Below are 15,489 nucleotides of genomic sequence, written 5' to 3'. Positions count from 1 at the left end.
ATGCAGATCAAGCGCTACGAAGCGAAGAGCACCCAGGAGGCCCTGGCAAGAATCAAGAGGGAACTCGGGCCGGACGCCATCATTCTTTCGAGCAAGCAATTCTCCCGCGGTGGGGGAACCCGGGTGGAGGTGGTGGCGGCGAAAGATCCGGATGAGCCCGTTCTTTCCCCCCCGTCCCGCGCCAATCCTTACGGCGCCATGCCCGCCGTGCCCCCCGATGGGAAAGGGGGGTCACCGGAATGGGAGGGGTTGCGCGAGGACATCGGCGAATTGAGACTCCTCCTGCGGGAGCTGAAGAAACGCGAGACCCTGTTCGATGAATTCGGAGAAGTCAAGGACCGCCTGAACGTCCTGTTCGATCTTCTCGGGCTCAAGAACAGCAGAGAAAAAACGCACCTCACCCGGGTTTATTCCCGCCTGGTCAGGCAGGGTGTTTCCAGAAAAGGCGCCTGTGTGCTTCTGGAGAGTCTCAACCTGGGGGCGGCGCAGGGCCGCGTCGATATCGATGGGCCGGAAGAGGGGCTGATGAGGGTTGAGGAGCTGATCCGCGGGCGGTTCAGACGCGAACGGCCGGCCCCCGGGGGGAGGCGGATCCAGGTCTTCGTCGGGCCGTCCGGTGTGGGGAAAACGACGACGATTGCCAAACTGGCCGCCCGCTACGCTCTGGGCGGAAAGCACAGGGTGGGGTTGGCCACGACGGACACGTATCGCATCGCCGCGCCCGAACAGTTGAGAACGTATGCCGGCATCATGGACATCCCCATGCAGGTCGCCGCCGATGAAAAGGGGTTGCGGAAGGCGATCGAGGGGCATGCCGACCGGGATATCATCCTCGTCGATACACCCGGCACGGGACTCGGGGACGTGTCCCACCTGGAGCGGATGAAGGGGCTGTTTCACGACCGGGAGGGCATGGAGATGAACCTCCTTCTGTGCGCGGCATCGAGCCGGGAAAACCTTTTCGACACCCTGTCCTGTTACGAGCCCCTCCGCGTCGATCAGGTTATCCTGACCAAGGTGGACGAGTGCCGCCGCTTCGGATTCCTCTTCGATGTGCTGGATAAGGCACAAAAACCGGTGCCCTATGTCACAACGGGACAGAATGTGCCCGGAGATATTCAGGCCGTGAATGCGGGGGATCTGGCCAGATTGATTGTAAATGGAACGCTGCACTAGCAACGTGAAACCGCCGGATCGGACGCGAAACGGTCACGGCGGGGAAGAATGAGAGGTCGGAATATTGGATCAGGCATCTGCGCTCAGGGCAATGAGAAACGGAAAGGTTCCATCCCCCGATGAATGGGCCGCCCCCCTGGAATTGGGAAAGACGGGTCACCGCAGGCGGAAGCGTCCTGTCCGTGTGATCGCCGTGACGAGCGGGAAAGGCGGCGTCGGCAAGACGAACATTACGGCGAATATGGCCTGCCTTTTGGCGAGGATGCGAAACCGGGTCCTGGTCCTGGATGCCGATGTCGGTCTGGCCAATATCGATGTGATTTTAGGCCTGACGCCGACGTTCAACCTCTGCCATGTCCTGGCCGGCGAGAAGACCCTCAAGGAGGTGATTGTGCCGGGTCCGGGCGGCTTCAGGATTCTGCCCTCCGCTTCGGGGCTTCAGGAAATGTCCGATCTCTCCAGGGGGCACAAGCTGACCCTCATCGATGAAATCAGGACGTTGCGGGACGAGCTGGATTTCATGCTCATCGATACGGGAGCCGGTATTTCGGGAAACGTGATGTACTTCAACATGGCGGCCCAGGAGATCATCGTGGTCACCTCCCCCGAGCCGACGGCCATCACCGACGCCTACGCCGTGATCAAGGTGTTGAATCAGCGGCACGCCAAGGAGCGTTTCCGGGTTCTGGTCAATATGGTGAAGAATGAGGAGGAGGCCAAGGAGGTCTTTGCCCGCCTGAACCAGGCGACCAGTCATTTTCTCAATGTAACGGTGGCGTATCTGGGTCATGTCGTTCAGGACGACCATGTCCCGGAGGCTGTACGAAAACAGAAACCCTTTGTGACCCTCTTCCCCCGGTCTGCGGCGGCCAGATGCCTCCGGGACCTGGCGGAAAAAATCGGTCGGGAAGAACCCGACCATGACACAACGGGAACATTGGGTTTTTTCTGGGATGCGATGTAGAAAAGGATCGTGAAGAAGAAAGAACGTGATCAGCTCATCATGAAGTATGTTCCCCTCGTGAAAAACGTTGTGGGGAGAATAACGGCCAGGCTGCCCGACCATGTGACGGACCGGGAGGATTTGATTCACGTCGGCGTCATCGGCCTGATGTCGGCCCTGGAAAAGTACGACGCCAAACGAAACGTCAAGTTTGAAACCTACGCCCGCTTCCGCATCCGGGGGGCCGTACTGGATGAAATGCGTTCCCGGGACTGGGTTCCCCGGTCCACGCGGAGCAAGGACAACAAACTGGAAGCGGTTTTCGAAAAGTTGCAGATACAACTGGGACGGCAGCCCGATGAGACGGAAGTCGCGGCCTTCCTGGGGCTCGCGATAGAGGAGTACCACCGGCTGCTGGATGAATCCCGGTGCGTCAATATGATCAGCAGTGAGGATCTGCCGCCCAATTATCTCGACAAGTTAAGCCGGGACACGGTCCTGCAGAGCATCGATCACGGTACCCCCTGGATCTCCTGAAGAACAGCGAATTGAAGGAGGGGCTGAAGAACGCGATCGACCAGTTGCCCGAAAAGGAAAGGCTGGTTCTGGCGCTGTACTATTATGAAGAGCTGACCATGAAAGAAATCGGCAAGGTACTCAAACTGACGGAATCACGGGTCTGTCAGCTTCATGCGCAGGCGATTTTCCGGCTTCGGGGAATCACGAAGCACTTGCACTGACATGGGCGCTGCCCCGTCGGAAAGGTGAAAAGCGGTGTCCAAAGCGGAGCTCGATAAGATGGATCTCCCCCCTGACGGGGAAGAGGCGCCCCCGCCGGACACGGTGGAAGAAGCCCCCGTTGCGGGCGGAGGGGCGGGAGGGACGGCTCTCCGGGCCGGGCGCGTCAAGTTCGCCTTGTTCGCCCTGGTCGGCGTGCTCCTCCTTTCCGGGATCGGCCTGGGGATCCGTGAGGTGGTCGGGCTTTACATGGGGAAGAAGACGGCGGTCCGGGAGAAGGCGGCCCCCGCGCAGACCCTTGCGGCGTCCTCTCCAACGCTTGTCTTTCGGGATTTTTTAATCCCCCTTCCGGAGGGAAGCGGTAACCGGCTCCTGATGATCAGCTTCGTCGCCGAACTGAACGGAAACGGCAAACAGGCCGATCTGAACGATAACCCCGGCATCCGCCGCCAAATCATGAGGGCGATTCAATTGCGGGGGGATGAACTCCTGTCGTCGGGGGCGGCCCGGGAGCTTTTGAAAGAGGACCTGTCGGCGCTGATGAACCAGATTCTCGGCGAGGGGGCGGTGAAAAACGTGTACCTGGCCGATTACGCTTTTATCTGATACAATCGAAATGTCGCGCGGTTCGGTTGTCCGAACATGCCGAGGGGAGGAAGGATGGAGAGAAAGGAATGCTATGAGACCCTGAGGGAGCGGTTCCTGGCGACGATGTACGATGAACTCATGCCGGGAATCCTCCATAATTTCGCCAACCCCCTGAACGGGATCATGGGCCGGGCAAAACTGCTCCAGCGGCGCCTTGACGATCATGTGCGGAAGGTCAGGGAGCGTTATCCCGACCTGGCCTTCGGAATGAAAGAGGATTATGAAAAACTCCTGAAGGATATCGCCTCCATCAACCGGGAATCGGACAAGTTCTCCGATCTTTTCTGGGATGTGGCGAGAAAGTTTCAGGGCATCGCCGAGGTTCGGCCGGAAAAGATCAACCTGTCCCAGCTTCTGGCCGCGGAAATGCGTTTTACCGATTTTTACTTGCCGTTCAAGCACGAAGTGAAAAAGCACGTGGAACTCATGGAAGATCTTCCCGAGGTGACCGGATCCCTGGCTGATTATTCCCTGAGCTTTTTCGCCCTGATCCGCCGGGCGATGACCGCCATGAGAAACGAGCCGCAGAGGGTCTTTTTCCTGTCCACGGACGGCGACGACGGAAAGGTTTATGTCCGCCTTCGCGATTCAGGCGGGCCTTTTCAGGAAGCAATCATTCGCTTCGCGGATCAGCTGGAACAGGGCGGCGAGGTCGCGGCGCCCGACGCCGATCTCGATGGTTTTTTCCATGCCTGTCTGCTGCTGAAACATCATCGGGCCCACATCCATCTGTCCCGTGAAGGGGCTTACAATGCCGTGACGGTTGCCATTCCCTATCGGTAGGCGACGGGGGGTGAAGATCTCCCGGTCACGGACCCGCAGTCGGACAGGGCGGGGAAGGTGAAACAAGGAGAGAGATCGCCATGGTTAGACCGGTCGATGCCCAGCAGTCCATTCTCCAGTCCCACGCAATGGAAAAGGTCCAGAATGTGCAGCAGCAGCACGGGGACATGCAGCAGCGGTATTTCAACCTCCAACTGCAGGAGGAGAGGCGGCTGCAGAAGGAGCGCGTGAAGGATCTCGAGAAGAAGGATGCGCCCGTGATCCGGGACAGCTTCAGGCATGAGGGGAAAAAGCGGGAGACGCGGGACGGACACGAGCCGGAAGAGCAGGATCTGCCGCCGGCTGAACACCCGGAAGACGAACCGGTTCCGGGCAGTCACATCGATATCAAGGCCTGAAATGAACATCCAGTTGTTGCTGATTACCCAGATCGCGGTTGAGGTGATTCTCTGCATCGCCGTGTTGTTTCTGCTCTTCCGGGATTTCAGAGGAAGCCGCGGGGCGCCGCCGCCTCCCCTGCCGGACGAGGACGATCTGTCACGGTTCAGGGCGCTCCTTGACGAATCCCGGGAGGAATGCAAGCATTTCCAGGAAACCCTGGATCGGGGGCGTAAAACCCTGGGTGACATGATCCGGCAGATCGATGACCGGGAAAAAGCCCTGGGCGCGCTGCTGGCGGAAGCGGCGGAAAAACTGGACCGGGGCCGGGAGGGGGATTCCCCCGGCGGGGCCGAAGCGAATCTGCGTTACCGGGATGCGGTCCGCCTGATCCGACAGGGCGAGTCGGACCGGGAGGTGGCCCGTGCATGCGGCGTGACGGACGGGGAACTCGCCTTGATCAAGGGCCTGCTGAACGCCGGAAGTGAGCAGGCCTGATGGCGCCCTACCGGGTTAAGGGCGTCCCGTCGCAACTGCTGATCCGGGCGATCGGGGAGAAGTTCGAATCCCCCGGGTTCCCCCCGATGAAACCGGGGGAGAATCTGGAAGCCCGAATTACGCAGAAACTCGACGGCAACCGGGTGGTGGTCATGCTGAAGGGCGCCCCCGTCACGGCGGAAGCGGTCATGCCCCTGCAGGTCGGCCAGACGCTCCAGGTCCAGGTGGAGAGCCTGCAGCCCCGGATTCTGCTGCGGGTGATCCCCGGCGACGCCGGAGGGGAACAGGCCCTGATCTCGGGTTACCTGAAGGCGTTTCGCGCCGCTCCCCTGGCCATGGCGGACCTTTTTCAGTCCGCCGGGGTCCTTTTCAGTCCCGAGAATCTGAAAACGCTGCCGGAGGGCCTGTTGCGGGACCGCTCTGATGCCCTGGGGCGGTTGATCCGCACCCTGATCTTTTCCACGGAGACCATGAAGAACCCCCTTTTCATCCGGGATTTTCTGACCCATTCGGGCCTTCTGCTGGAGCACGCCCTGAGAAAAGCGGTTCTGGAGAAGGGGCCGCCCCCGTCCGGGAATGATCTGAAAAGCGCCATGTTCAGGCTCAGCGACGAAATCCGATCGTGGCTGGCCGGGCGGCCTGACATCCGGGACGGGGAGACGGGGGCCCTCCTGCGTCTGGCCGACTTCGCCGACCGGTCGGTCCGGCACCTGGAAACAGGGCAGGTCCTCAACGTCGTGTCCGGAGAGCGGGACAGCCGCTTCATGGTTCAAATCCCCTTCGCTTTTCCCCACGGCCCGGCCATGCAGGATATTTTCATCGAGTTCGGTGGACGTGGCGACGAGACGGAAAAGGAAGAGGGCGCGCCTCTCCGGGTGGTTTTTTTCCTGAACCTCGAGGCCCTCGGGGAGATGATGATCGACCTGGGCGTCCGGGAACGGGAGGTGACGGCCGACCTGCTCTGTCAAAATGTTGACACATCGGCCCTGGTCACGGCGCACCTGGCGGAATTGGAGGAGAGCCTCCAGGCCCTGGGATTTCAGGTGATGCGGATGACGTGCGGCGTACGAGACGACGTGGAGGCGGCCAAAAGGGACTACCTGCGGGACGCCTCCTGGCATGAAGAGCGCGCCATCAACCTTTTCGCCTGACGGGACGGCCCGGGCGATTCTTTCGTGAAGGAGCGAATATGGGAAAAAGCAGGAAACGGACCCTCGCCGCCGCCCTTCGGTACGATCCCGACAGGGATGCCGCCCCCAGGCTGACGGCCAAGGGGCGAGGTCATGTGGCCGATCGGATAATCGAGACGGCCAGGGAACACGGCATCCCCATCCGGAATGACCCGGGCCTGGTCGAGATATTGAGCCGCCTCGATTTGGACGACCAGATTCCCGTTGAGGTGTACCGCGCCGTTGCGGAAATCCTCGCCTTCGTCTATTCCCTGAATTCCCGCCGCCCCTAGCGGATCTTGCCTTCCCGGCAGGAAAATTTTTCCCCCTTTCCCGGTTTCCCCGGCCCCCAGCCCCCGTTGTCCTTCTCCCGATCCCGTCGTGATTTTTTCCCTGTTTCATGGAATGCCGCCAGGCCGACCCTCGACGTGTTCCGGTCGTGATCCCCTGTCTTCAGCGGGATCCGGGCCGGTTCCCCCCGCGGTGGGTTTCGAAATTTTTGCCGCCCGCCCCCTCCGGGGTCGAGGCCGCCGCCGTCGTTTTCCGGGTTGGTACGCGACTTGCTTCGTATCAGGCAGAGATCATTTTGGAGGTCAGAAAAACCATGCCCTACACCCTTCTCGATATCGCCGGCGTCGCTTCCGTCAAGGTGAATCAACTGGATCTGGTGTCGAACAATATCGCCAACGCATCCACGCCCGGCTATAAAGCGGAGCACATGACGGCCTCCGTAGGGGACAACATGCCCGACCCGGTCAGCGGCTGGACGCCCCGGGTGCGCGCCTCCGTTTACATCGACTTTTCCCAGGGCGTCCTGGAAAGGACGGGGAACAACCTGGACGTGGCGATTCAGGGCGACGGGTTTTTCGAGGTGGAGACCCCGGAGGGGGTCGCCTATACGCGGGCCGGTCATTTCGCCGTGGACGGGGAGGGGACCCTGACGGACCGGATGGGGCACCCCGTGATGGGCGAGGGGGGTAGAATCGTCATGCCCGGTTCCGATAGCGCGACGGATGTGCGGATCTCCCCGAACGGCGTCATCAGGGTGTTCGGAACCGAGCCGGAGGGGATCGAGGCGGGAACCCTCAAGGTGGTGACCTTCGAGGACACCTCGAACCTGAAAAGATCGGCCAACGGCCTGTTCGTCTATGCGGGACAGGGGGAACAGGTCATACAGGAGCCGGAAATGCGGAACATTCAAGCCGGTTACCTGGAATTGTCCAACACGTCGGCGGTGCAGGAACTCATACGGATGGTCGATATCCAGAGGTCTTTCGAGCTGTATCAGAAGGCGATTCACACGATATCCGAGCAGGACCATCTTTCCGTGAGCCGGGTGGGCCGGCTGGTTTAACCGTTCAAGGAGGAGAACATGATCAGATCTTTATACACGGCGGCAACGGGGATGGAAGCGCAGCAGCTGGATCAGGATGTCGTGGCCAACAACCTGGCCAACCTGAATACGGTGGGCTTCAAACGGTCCCGGGCGGATTTTCAGGATCTCATGTACCAGATTTATACGAAAGCGGGCGCCGAAACCTCCGAGGGCAACCAGACCCCCGTGGGGATCGAAATCGGCATGGGCGTGAAGCCCATCGGCACGCAGAAAATTTTCAACCAGGGCGATTACCAGTTGACGGGCAACGCGTTCGACTTCGCCGTCGAGGGGGACGGGTTTTTCCAGGTCGAGGACAACGGAACCACCTATTACACGCGAGCCGGCAACTTCAAGGTCAGCAAGGACGGCTACCTGACGACGGCGGACGGTTTGAAAATCATCCCCGAAATCTCCGTTCCCCAGGACACGGTGACCTTCACGGTGGACAAGGGCGGCACCTGGACGGCGGCGGACGAGACCGGTTCCGCCCTGGCCACGGGGCGGATGGAACTGGTCAAGTTCATCAACCCGGCCGGGCTGACCAGCATGGGGCGCAACCTGTACGACAAGACGGAAGGGTCGGGGGAACCGATAACGGGGAACCCCGGGGAGGACGGCATGGGGACCATCACCCAGCATTACCTGGAAATGTCCAACGTCAGCGTCATCGAGGAGATGATCAAGATGATCACCGGCCAGAGGGCTTACGAAATCAACTCCAAGGCCATTCAGACGGCCGACGCCATGCTGTCGATTATCGCCGGCCTGAAACGCTAGGGCCCGAGAGATAAGACCATGAAAAGACTTCTGATACTCACGACCTTTTTCATGACCCTGCTCCTGGCGGCGGGACCCGCATGGTCCGGCCCCTCGTCCGGCGGGAAACAGGACTTCAATCTCGCCGCCCTGGTCGTCGATTATGTGCGGGATCAGGCCAACCGTCCTCCCGAGGACATGAGGATCGAGTTCCCCGCAAAACCCCCCGAGGTGACCCTCGAGGGGGAAAGGATTTCCTGTGACGTTTCCCCTCTGGGAAAAACGACGCTGATCGGCAACTGCCGGTTCATCGTCCGGTTCTTCGACGGCGGTGTCTTCATCGAAAAGTACCAGGTCCGGGCGGACATCGAGGTGCTGGAGCGTTACGTCACGGCGGCGCGGGTCGTCAAGCGCGACACGATTGTCGGGGCTGCCGACTTGCAGACCTCGGAACGCTGGGTGCGGCGGTTTTCCATGAAATCCGTGGCCGACGTGGACGAGATCATGGGCAAGCGCCTGACCGTGGACCTCGTCCCCGACCGGGAAGTTACGCGGGCCATGATCAAGGAACCCATCCTGGTCAAACGGGGGGACGTGGTCCGGATCGTGCTCGACAGCGGCCCCCTGAGCTTGATCGCCACGGGGGTGGCGGAGGAGGCGGGGGTGGACCGGCAGCGCATCCGGGTGAAAAACCTGTCCTCCCAGCGGGTTATTCTGGCGAAGGTCGTGGGAGAGGCTTTCGTCCGGGTTGAAACATTTTAGGATGCTTTAAGGGGCATGGTCATGAAACGGATAATCGGATACGTCATGTGCGCCGGGGGGCTTTTCCTGCTCGTTTCCTGCGTGTCCCCGGGCCGTCAGGTAATCGGGGGGGACGCGTATATACCGCCGCCCGTGGAACAGCCGGCTCCCCATATGGGGTCCATCTGGGTGGGAGAGAACAGCCGGAGTTCCCTGTTCGTGGACCGCAGGGCCCGGGGCGTCGGCGATATCGTCACGATCATCGTTTCCGAATCCTCGACGGGGAACAACAAGGCCGGAACCGATACCAGCCGGAATTCCAGCACCAGCGCCCAGATCGACGCCCTTTTCGGCATCGATACGTCCATCCTGAAACGGAACGAAAATATGGGCGGGCTGATCAAGGCCGGCGGCTCCTCAGCGAGCGGACTGAAAGGGGCGGGGAATACAAGCCGGGGGAACAACCTCGTGGCGAGGATGACGGCCCGCGTCATCCGTGTCCTGGAAAACGGGAACCTGGTGATCGAGGGACGACGCCAGGTGACGGTCAACGCGGAGGATCAGTTCATCGTCATCTCCGGGATGATCCGTCCCGAGGACATCACGTCGGACAACATGATCGCGTCCCAGTATATTTCGGACGCCCAGATTCTTTATACGGGCAAGGGGATCGTCAACGACAAGCTGAGGCCGGGATGGCTCACCCGGGTGGTGGATTGGGTGTGGCCTTTTTAAGGACCCGGGGCGTCACCGGAAGAAGGGTAATGGGGTGTGCAATGGGAAAGATGGGCGTGACATGGCGCGGCGTTGTTCTGGCCTTCGTGTTCGTCCTGGGACTTGGATGGGCCGGCGCGGAGGCGGCCCGGATCAAGGATATCGCCGAGTTCAACGGCATCCGGGACAACCAGTTGATCGGTTACGGCCTGGTGGTGGGCCTGGCGGGAACGGGCGATGACGTGGACAACGGCTTCACGAAGGAAACCCTCGCCAACCTCCTGAGCAGCCAGGGCCTGTACACGAAAGGCAAAAAGATCGACGCCGACAACACGGCGGCCGTCATGATCACGGCCGTGATGCCCCCCTTCGCCAGGGTGGGAACCAAGGTGGACGTGACCGTCTCCTCCATCGGCGACGCGAAAAGCCTCCAGGGAGGCACCCTTCTCATGACCCCCCTGAAGGGGGCGGACGGGCAGGTCTATGCCGTGGCCCAGGGCCCCGTCGTCCTCGGCGGCTTCACGGCGGGCGGATCCGGCGCCCGGGCCGTGAAGAACCATCCCGCCGTGGGGACGATTTCCAACTGCGCGTTCATCGAAAGGGAATTGCGCTACGATCTGGACAGGATGAGGGAGCTGACCATCCAGCTTCAGCACCCGGATTTCACGACGGCCGGACGGGTGGCGGACGTGATCCGCTCCTCCCTGGACGGGGTCGCCGTCAGGCAGGTGGACGGCCGCGTCATAACCGTCGCCATGTTACCCCAGGCCGCAGGGAGCGTGGTGGACATCCTCCCCAGGCTCGAAAACCTGGAGGTGCCCGTTGACGCCCCCGCCGTGGTGGTCATGAATGAGCGGACGGGAACCGTCGTCATGGGGGAAAACGTCAGAATATCGACGGTGGCCGTTTCCCACGGCAACCTGAGTATCCAGATCCGGGAGGATTACCGTGTGTCCCAGCCTCTGCCCTTTGCTCCGGGAACGGCCCCCGGTGACCGTCCCGTCAAGGACGCGAAGACCGGGACCGTTTTCGCCCCCGGGGGGCAGACCGTCGTGACGCAGGAAACGACGGTCGGGGCGGCGGAGGAAAAAAGACAGCTCATGGTCGTCCCCAGGGGGGTGACGATCGACGAGGTGGTCAAGGCCCTGAACGCCATCGGCGTGACCCCCCGTGACCTGATCACGATCCTCCAGACCATCAAGGCCGCCGGGGCCCTCCAGGCGGATCTGAAGATCATCTAAGGGGGATACGCCGGGGCCGATGACGGGGATGACGAGAAAGGCGAGACCGTAAAATGGAAAACACGATCAGGAGCGCGACCCCGGTCATCACCTCCTCCTCCGCCGGCCGGGCCGACGAGGCGGGGGCGGCGCGGCGGGAAAAGGAAAAACAGCTTCGGAAGGCCTGCGCCGACTTCGAGGCCCTGTTCACCTACCAGCTTTTCCAGTCCATGCGCCGGACGATTCCCGAATCCGGGCTGGTGGACCGGTTTCCCGGCAAGGGAACCTATGACATGATGGTGGACCAGAAGGTGGCCGAAGAGCTGGCCAAGAGGAACAACGGCCTGGGTTTGAAGGAGATGCTCTACAGGCAGTTGGCGGACCGGGTCCTGGGGAAAGAGGAAAACGTCAAGACGATGACGCAAAAAGGAGCGCCGTCGAATATTTCTGCGTCAAAAGATTAAAGTTTTTTTTCGAATGTGCCGATAAGGGTGGCAAGATCATGGAGAAGGAGAAAACACAGTGAAGATTTCCGGTATAAACGATGCGACTGTCCAGATGATGCAGCAGTATCAGAAAAACGACGGCCTGAAACAGGAGGCCGAGCGGACGGTTGCCGGAGTCGCGTCTCCTCGGGAGAAGGTTGATCTTTCCACCAGGGCCAAGGATGTTCAGGCGATCCGGAATGCCGTGGCCGGCATGCCGGATATCCGGGAAGAAAAGGTTCAGGAACTGAAGGACCGGATCGAAGCGGGAACATACAATGTGAGTGGGGAGAAGATCGCCGAAAAAATCGTGGGAGAGTCGCTTCTCGATATTTTCGCCTGACCCGGCGAGACAGGTTCGTCCCCTCCGGGCATGATCCGTATGCCCGCCTTTCGTGTGCCCCCTTTCATCCGGTTTCCGCCGGACCTTCCCGGTTACGTGTACTTTCATGCAGACAACAAACAGGGGGTGACCCGTCATGGACCGGAACGATCACACACACAACGACCAGGCCGTCAGGGAGGAACGACGTTCCTTCTACGAAAAGCTCCTGGGCAATCTGGACCGGGAGCAGGCCATTCAGCAATCCCTCCTCGATCTTCTGGAGGAAGAACGGCTGATCCTGACGACGGCGTCTCCGGACGCCATCGACGAGTTCAACAGCCGCAAGGAGTCGCTTCTCCTGCGTGAGCAGGACAACGCCGCCGCCCGCCGGGAGATTGTGGGCCGTCTCTGTTCCCGTTTGAACGATCAGGCGGAGCAGAGGCTTTCCCTGTCCGACCTTGCGGACCGGGCCGACGACGAGGACACGGCCCGTCGATTGCGGAGCCGTCAGGAGGCGTTGACCGGCGTCGTCCACACGGCCCAGACCCTCAACCGCCGGAACAACGAGCTGATCCAGGCCGCCCTGGAGGATGTCCGGGGGTCGCTTCGCCTGCTTCAGAGCATGGTCGTTCCCGGGGGCGGCTACGAGGAGACGGGACGGATCAGGACGGGTCCCATGCAGGGGACCCTCATTCAGAGGGAGGGGTGAGAGGCCATGGCGATCAGCGGACTGCTCAACACGGCCAAGGACGCCCTTCTGAGCCACCAGCTCGCCATCGACGTGACGGGTTCGAACATCGCCAACGTCAATACGCCGGGCTACGCGAGGCAGCGGGCCGTCTTTCAGTCCCTGGGGACGATCGACGTCCGGGGCCAGGTTTTCCAGATAGGCGTCGATGTGACCGGGGTCGAGAGGATCTACGACGGGTATCTGGAAGCCCAGATCATCGGACAGCATCAGCTCGTCGGCTACCATGAAACCCGGGCGAGCTTTTTAGCCAACGTCGAAACGATTTTCGATGAAAGTGGAAGCGGGGGTCTTGCCGACCTGCTCAACCGTTTCTGGGGGGACTGGCAGGACCTGTCGGCGAACCCCGACGGGCAGGTTCAGCGGGCCGCCCTCCTGAGTACGGCCCAGAGCCTGGCCGCCATGTTCCGGAATATGAGTTCCGGCCTGAAAACGCTGATCGGGAACGCGGAGCAGGAAATTTCCTCGACGGTGACGAAAATCAACTCCATCGTGTCCGCCATCGGCGACTTGAACAGGCGGGTGGTCGAGGCGGGGGGCGTGGAGGGCGACGCGAACCTCATGCTGGACAACCGGACGGAACTGCTGAAATCCCTCGCCGGTCTCGTCGATATCAGCATAGTCGAATCCGGTGACGGCAGTGTGAAGGTGTTCCTGTCCGACGGCAGTCTCCTCGTTGACGGGGTCATGACGAAAAGCCTCGCCCTCGCTCCGAGCGGGCAGGATCCGACCCTGTCCGATATCGTCTTCACCGACAAGACCGATGAACCCGTTACGGGGGCCGCGACGAAGGGGAAGCTCGGGGCCCTGATCGAGGTAAGGGATCGGGACATTCCCCGGTACCTCGCCGAACTGGATGCGCTGGCGGCGGGGATCGTGAACGAGGTCAACACGATCCATCGGGCCGGTTTCGACCGGTATCGGAACACGGGGATCGATTTCTTCACGCCCGTGACCCAGGCGGCTTACATGCAGGTCAGCGCCGAGGTTTCCGGTGATGTCAACCGGATGGCCGCCTCCGCCACCGTCATGGGTGACGGGGAGAATGCCCTGGCCCTGGCGGGGCTGGGTGAAAAGGGCGTTTTGAGCGGCGGCATGGCAACGTTCGGCGAGTACTACACGTCCATCGTCGGCCGGGTCGGGCAGGATGTGTCCGACGTCAACTGGTCCGTAACGCACCAGAACAACGTCATGGAACGCCTGACGAACATGCGCGAATCCGTATCGGGCGTATCCGTCGATGAGGAGATGATCCGGCTGATCCAGTATCAGTTGGGGTACAACGCCGCGGGGAAGCTCTGTTCGGTGGTGGATGAAATGCTCCAGACCCTCATGGGCATCATCCGGTAAGGGCGCCGCCGCGAACCGGCGGACAAACGGCTTGAGGGGGGGAAAAGAAATCATGCGTGTATCCGATAACATGAGGTATTACTCGACGATTAAAAACATGAACAGCCTCCAGGAAGGCTACAACGCCCTCCTGGAGAAGCTGGCGTCCCAGAAAAAAATCAACCGCCCCTCCGACGACCCGACGGGCATGATGAAGGTCCTCAACGGTCGCCAGACCCTGGCGTCCCTTGACCAGTACCGGGGCAATATCGAGCAGGGGACCGCCTGGATCAGGATGACGGACACGGCCCTGAGCGGCATCCTCGATCTGCTGTCGATTATCGGCTCCGCCGTGGACCATTACGACATGGAGGACATGGCGACCCAGCAGATTTATGCCGGGCAGGTGCGGGACACGCGCGATCAGATCCTGTCCCTGGCCAATTCGCAACTGAACGGGAACCATCTCTTCGCCGGTTCCCTGGTCGGTACGGAGCCGTTTTCCGCCGCCCCCCACGAAGCCGGCGTGGAAAGCGGCATGGGAGCCAGGAACGCCTACACGGGCACCCTCGTCCCGGACGGCGTTTACATGGGCGCCTCCAACAAAACCTACGTGGTCCGGATGACGGAGGGCGGAACCGTCGGTACGGCCTCCTACCGGATCTCCCAGGACGGCGGGAAAACCTGGGGCGCCCCCTCCGACGCCTGGAGCGGGGGGGACACCATCCTGCTGCCCGACGACCTGACCCTGACCTTCGACGCCGGGGACGTCGGGGAGAATGACGTCTTTTACGTCAAGGCCTACGCCGAGGGGTACTACAAAGGCGATGACCAGTCCCTGTCCCTCCCGATCGGGGCGGGCAATCTGGCGGCCTACAGCACGCCCGGTTCGGAGGCTTTCGCCGGTCTGTTCGAGACCCTGACGGCCCTCATCACGGCGATGGAGGGGTATGACGCGGCGGAGGTGGAGGCGCAGCGGGCGAATGTCGCCGCGGCCCGCGAGCGGATCGAGCTTGCCGCCTCCTTGTGCTCCACGAAGCAGCTCCGCCTGGAAATGGCCGAGAACAGCCTGAGCCGTCTGGACAAGCAGGTGACGGACATCGTCGCCAACGCGGAAAACGCCGACGTGACGGCCCTGGGCATGCTCCTGTCCATGAAGGAAATCGCCCTGAAGTCCACCTACGCCCTGGCGGGCGGACTGGGGCAAAACTCGATTCTCAATTTTCTGAAGTAGCCTTTCCCTTTCCCGCTCCCGGGGATAAAAGCCCCTCCCCCTGGAGGGGCCGCCCCTTCCTGCCTCCTCCGTCGTCATGACGACCCTTTCCCGTCCCTTCCGGTTTACCCGCCCTTGCGCCGGGTCTGTCTCCCCCTCGGCCTTTCTGAACGAGGAATCCCCAACGTGATTTCCCTGGGAAAAGCGCGGGGCCCGGTGTCGGGGTCAGGGGGGAAAAGGTCGGGGG

At 61.4% G+C, this 15,489-nt stretch carries 18 protein-coding genes and 1 pseudogene; all 19 read left to right on the top strand.

Annotation, left to right across the window (positions count from 1 at the left end):
- The 19 genes and pseudogenes from flhF (at position 1) to flgL (ending at position 15,263) form a co-directional block, all read left to right on the top strand.
- Positions 1 to 1,176 carry a flagellar biosynthesis protein FlhF gene (gene flhF / locus GX147_00120; GenBank protein ID NLN59118.1) on the top strand — a complete coding sequence of 392 codons (1,176 nt, stop codon included), beginning with the start codon at positions 1 to 3 and terminating at the stop codon, positions 1,174 to 1,176.
- A gap of 91 nt (positions 1,177 to 1,267) precedes the next feature.
- Positions 1,268 to 2,140: a MinD/ParA family protein gene (locus GX147_00115; GenBank protein NLN59117.1), complete on the top strand. Its 873-nt coding sequence runs from the start codon at positions 1,268 to 1,270 to the stop codon at positions 2,138 to 2,140.
- Between the two features lie 39 nt (positions 2,141 to 2,179).
- Positions 2,180 to 2,859, top strand: a pseudogene (locus GX147_00110) (FliA/WhiG family RNA polymerase sigma factor).
- Positions 2,860 to 2,893: 34 nt separating this feature from the next.
- On the top strand, positions 2,894 to 3,463 hold the full coding sequence (locus GX147_00105; protein NLN59116.1) for a hypothetical protein: 570 nt from the start codon (positions 2,894 to 2,896) through the stop codon (positions 3,461 to 3,463).
- A gap of 54 nt (positions 3,464 to 3,517) precedes the next feature.
- Positions 3,518 to 4,288, top strand: a complete 771-nt coding sequence (locus tag GX147_00100; GenBank protein ID NLN59115.1) for a HAMP domain-containing histidine kinase — start codon at positions 3,518 to 3,520, stop codon at positions 4,286 to 4,288.
- 80 nt (positions 4,289 to 4,368) lie between these two features.
- Positions 4,369 to 4,686 (top strand): hypothetical protein, encoded by a 318-nt coding sequence (locus GX147_00095; protein NLN59114.1) that lies wholly within the window; start codon positions 4,369 to 4,371, stop codon positions 4,684 to 4,686.
- A gap of 1 nt (position 4,687) precedes the next feature.
- Positions 4,688 to 5,164, top strand: a complete 477-nt coding sequence (locus GX147_00090; GenBank protein ID NLN59113.1) for a DUF2802 domain-containing protein — start codon at positions 4,688 to 4,690, stop codon at positions 5,162 to 5,164.
- Entirely contained in the window at positions 5,164 to 6,315 is a 1,152-nt protein-coding gene (locus GX147_00085) for a flagellar hook-length control protein FliK (GenBank protein NLN59112.1), read from the top strand. Before GX147_00090 ends, GX147_00085 begins: the two co-directional genes overlap by 1 nt.
- Positions 6,316 to 6,353: 38 nt before the next feature.
- Positions 6,354 to 6,626, top strand: coding sequence for an EscU/YscU/HrcU family type III secretion system export apparatus switch protein (locus tag GX147_00080; protein NLN59111.1), 273 nt, complete (start codon positions 6,354 to 6,356; stop codon positions 6,624 to 6,626).
- 206 nt (positions 6,627 to 6,832) lie between these two features.
- On the top strand, positions 6,833 to 7,687 hold the full coding sequence (gene flgF, locus GX147_00075; protein ID NLN59110.1) for a flagellar basal-body rod protein FlgF: 855 nt from the start codon (positions 6,833 to 6,835) through the stop codon (positions 7,685 to 7,687).
- Between the two features lie 18 nt (positions 7,688 to 7,705).
- Entirely contained in the window at positions 7,706 to 8,488 is a 783-nt protein-coding gene (gene flgG / locus GX147_00070; GenBank protein NLN59109.1) for a flagellar basal-body rod protein FlgG, read from the top strand.
- Between the two features lie 18 nt (positions 8,489 to 8,506).
- Entirely contained in the window at positions 8,507 to 9,229 is a 723-nt protein-coding gene (gene flgA / locus GX147_00065) for a flagellar basal body P-ring formation protein FlgA (GenBank protein NLN59108.1), read from the top strand.
- A 21-nt stretch (positions 9,230 to 9,250) separates the two neighbouring features.
- Entirely contained in the window at positions 9,251 to 9,943 is a 693-nt protein-coding gene (locus GX147_00060; protein ID NLN59107.1) for a flagellar basal body L-ring protein FlgH, read from the top strand.
- A 41-nt stretch (positions 9,944 to 9,984) separates the two neighbouring features.
- Positions 9,985 to 11,163 (top strand): flagellar basal body P-ring protein FlgI, encoded by a 1,179-nt coding sequence (locus GX147_00055; GenBank protein NLN59106.1) that lies wholly within the window; start codon positions 9,985 to 9,987, stop codon positions 11,161 to 11,163.
- Between the two features lie 53 nt (positions 11,164 to 11,216).
- Positions 11,217 to 11,606: a hypothetical protein gene (locus GX147_00050; GenBank protein ID NLN59105.1), complete on the top strand. Its 390-nt coding sequence runs from the start codon at positions 11,217 to 11,219 to the stop codon at positions 11,604 to 11,606.
- A gap of 58 nt (positions 11,607 to 11,664) precedes the next feature.
- Positions 11,665 to 11,970, top strand: coding sequence for a flagellar biosynthesis anti-sigma factor FlgM (gene flgM, locus GX147_00045; protein ID NLN59104.1), 306 nt, complete (start codon positions 11,665 to 11,667; stop codon positions 11,968 to 11,970).
- 136 nt (positions 11,971 to 12,106) lie between these two features.
- A complete protein-coding gene (locus GX147_00040; GenBank protein ID NLN59103.1) occupies positions 12,107 to 12,661 on the top strand; it encodes a flagellar protein FlgN in 555 nt (184 codons plus the stop codon).
- A 6-nt stretch (positions 12,662 to 12,667) separates the two neighbouring features.
- Positions 12,668 to 14,050, top strand: coding sequence for a flagellar hook-associated protein FlgK (flgK, locus tag GX147_00035; GenBank protein NLN59102.1), 1,383 nt, complete (start codon positions 12,668 to 12,670; stop codon positions 14,048 to 14,050).
- Between the two features lie 52 nt (positions 14,051 to 14,102).
- Positions 14,103 to 15,263: a flagellar hook-associated protein FlgL gene (flgL, locus tag GX147_00030; GenBank protein NLN59101.1), complete on the top strand. Its 1,161-nt coding sequence runs from the start codon at positions 14,103 to 14,105 to the stop codon at positions 15,261 to 15,263.
- Positions 15,264 to 15,489 lie beyond the last annotated feature (226 nt).

The organism is Deltaproteobacteria bacterium, assembly GCA_012522415.1.
Lineage (GTDB): Bacteria > Desulfobacterota > Syntrophia > Syntrophales > JAAYKM01 > JAAYKM01.
This window is presented reverse-complemented; position numbering and strand designations above follow the sequence as displayed.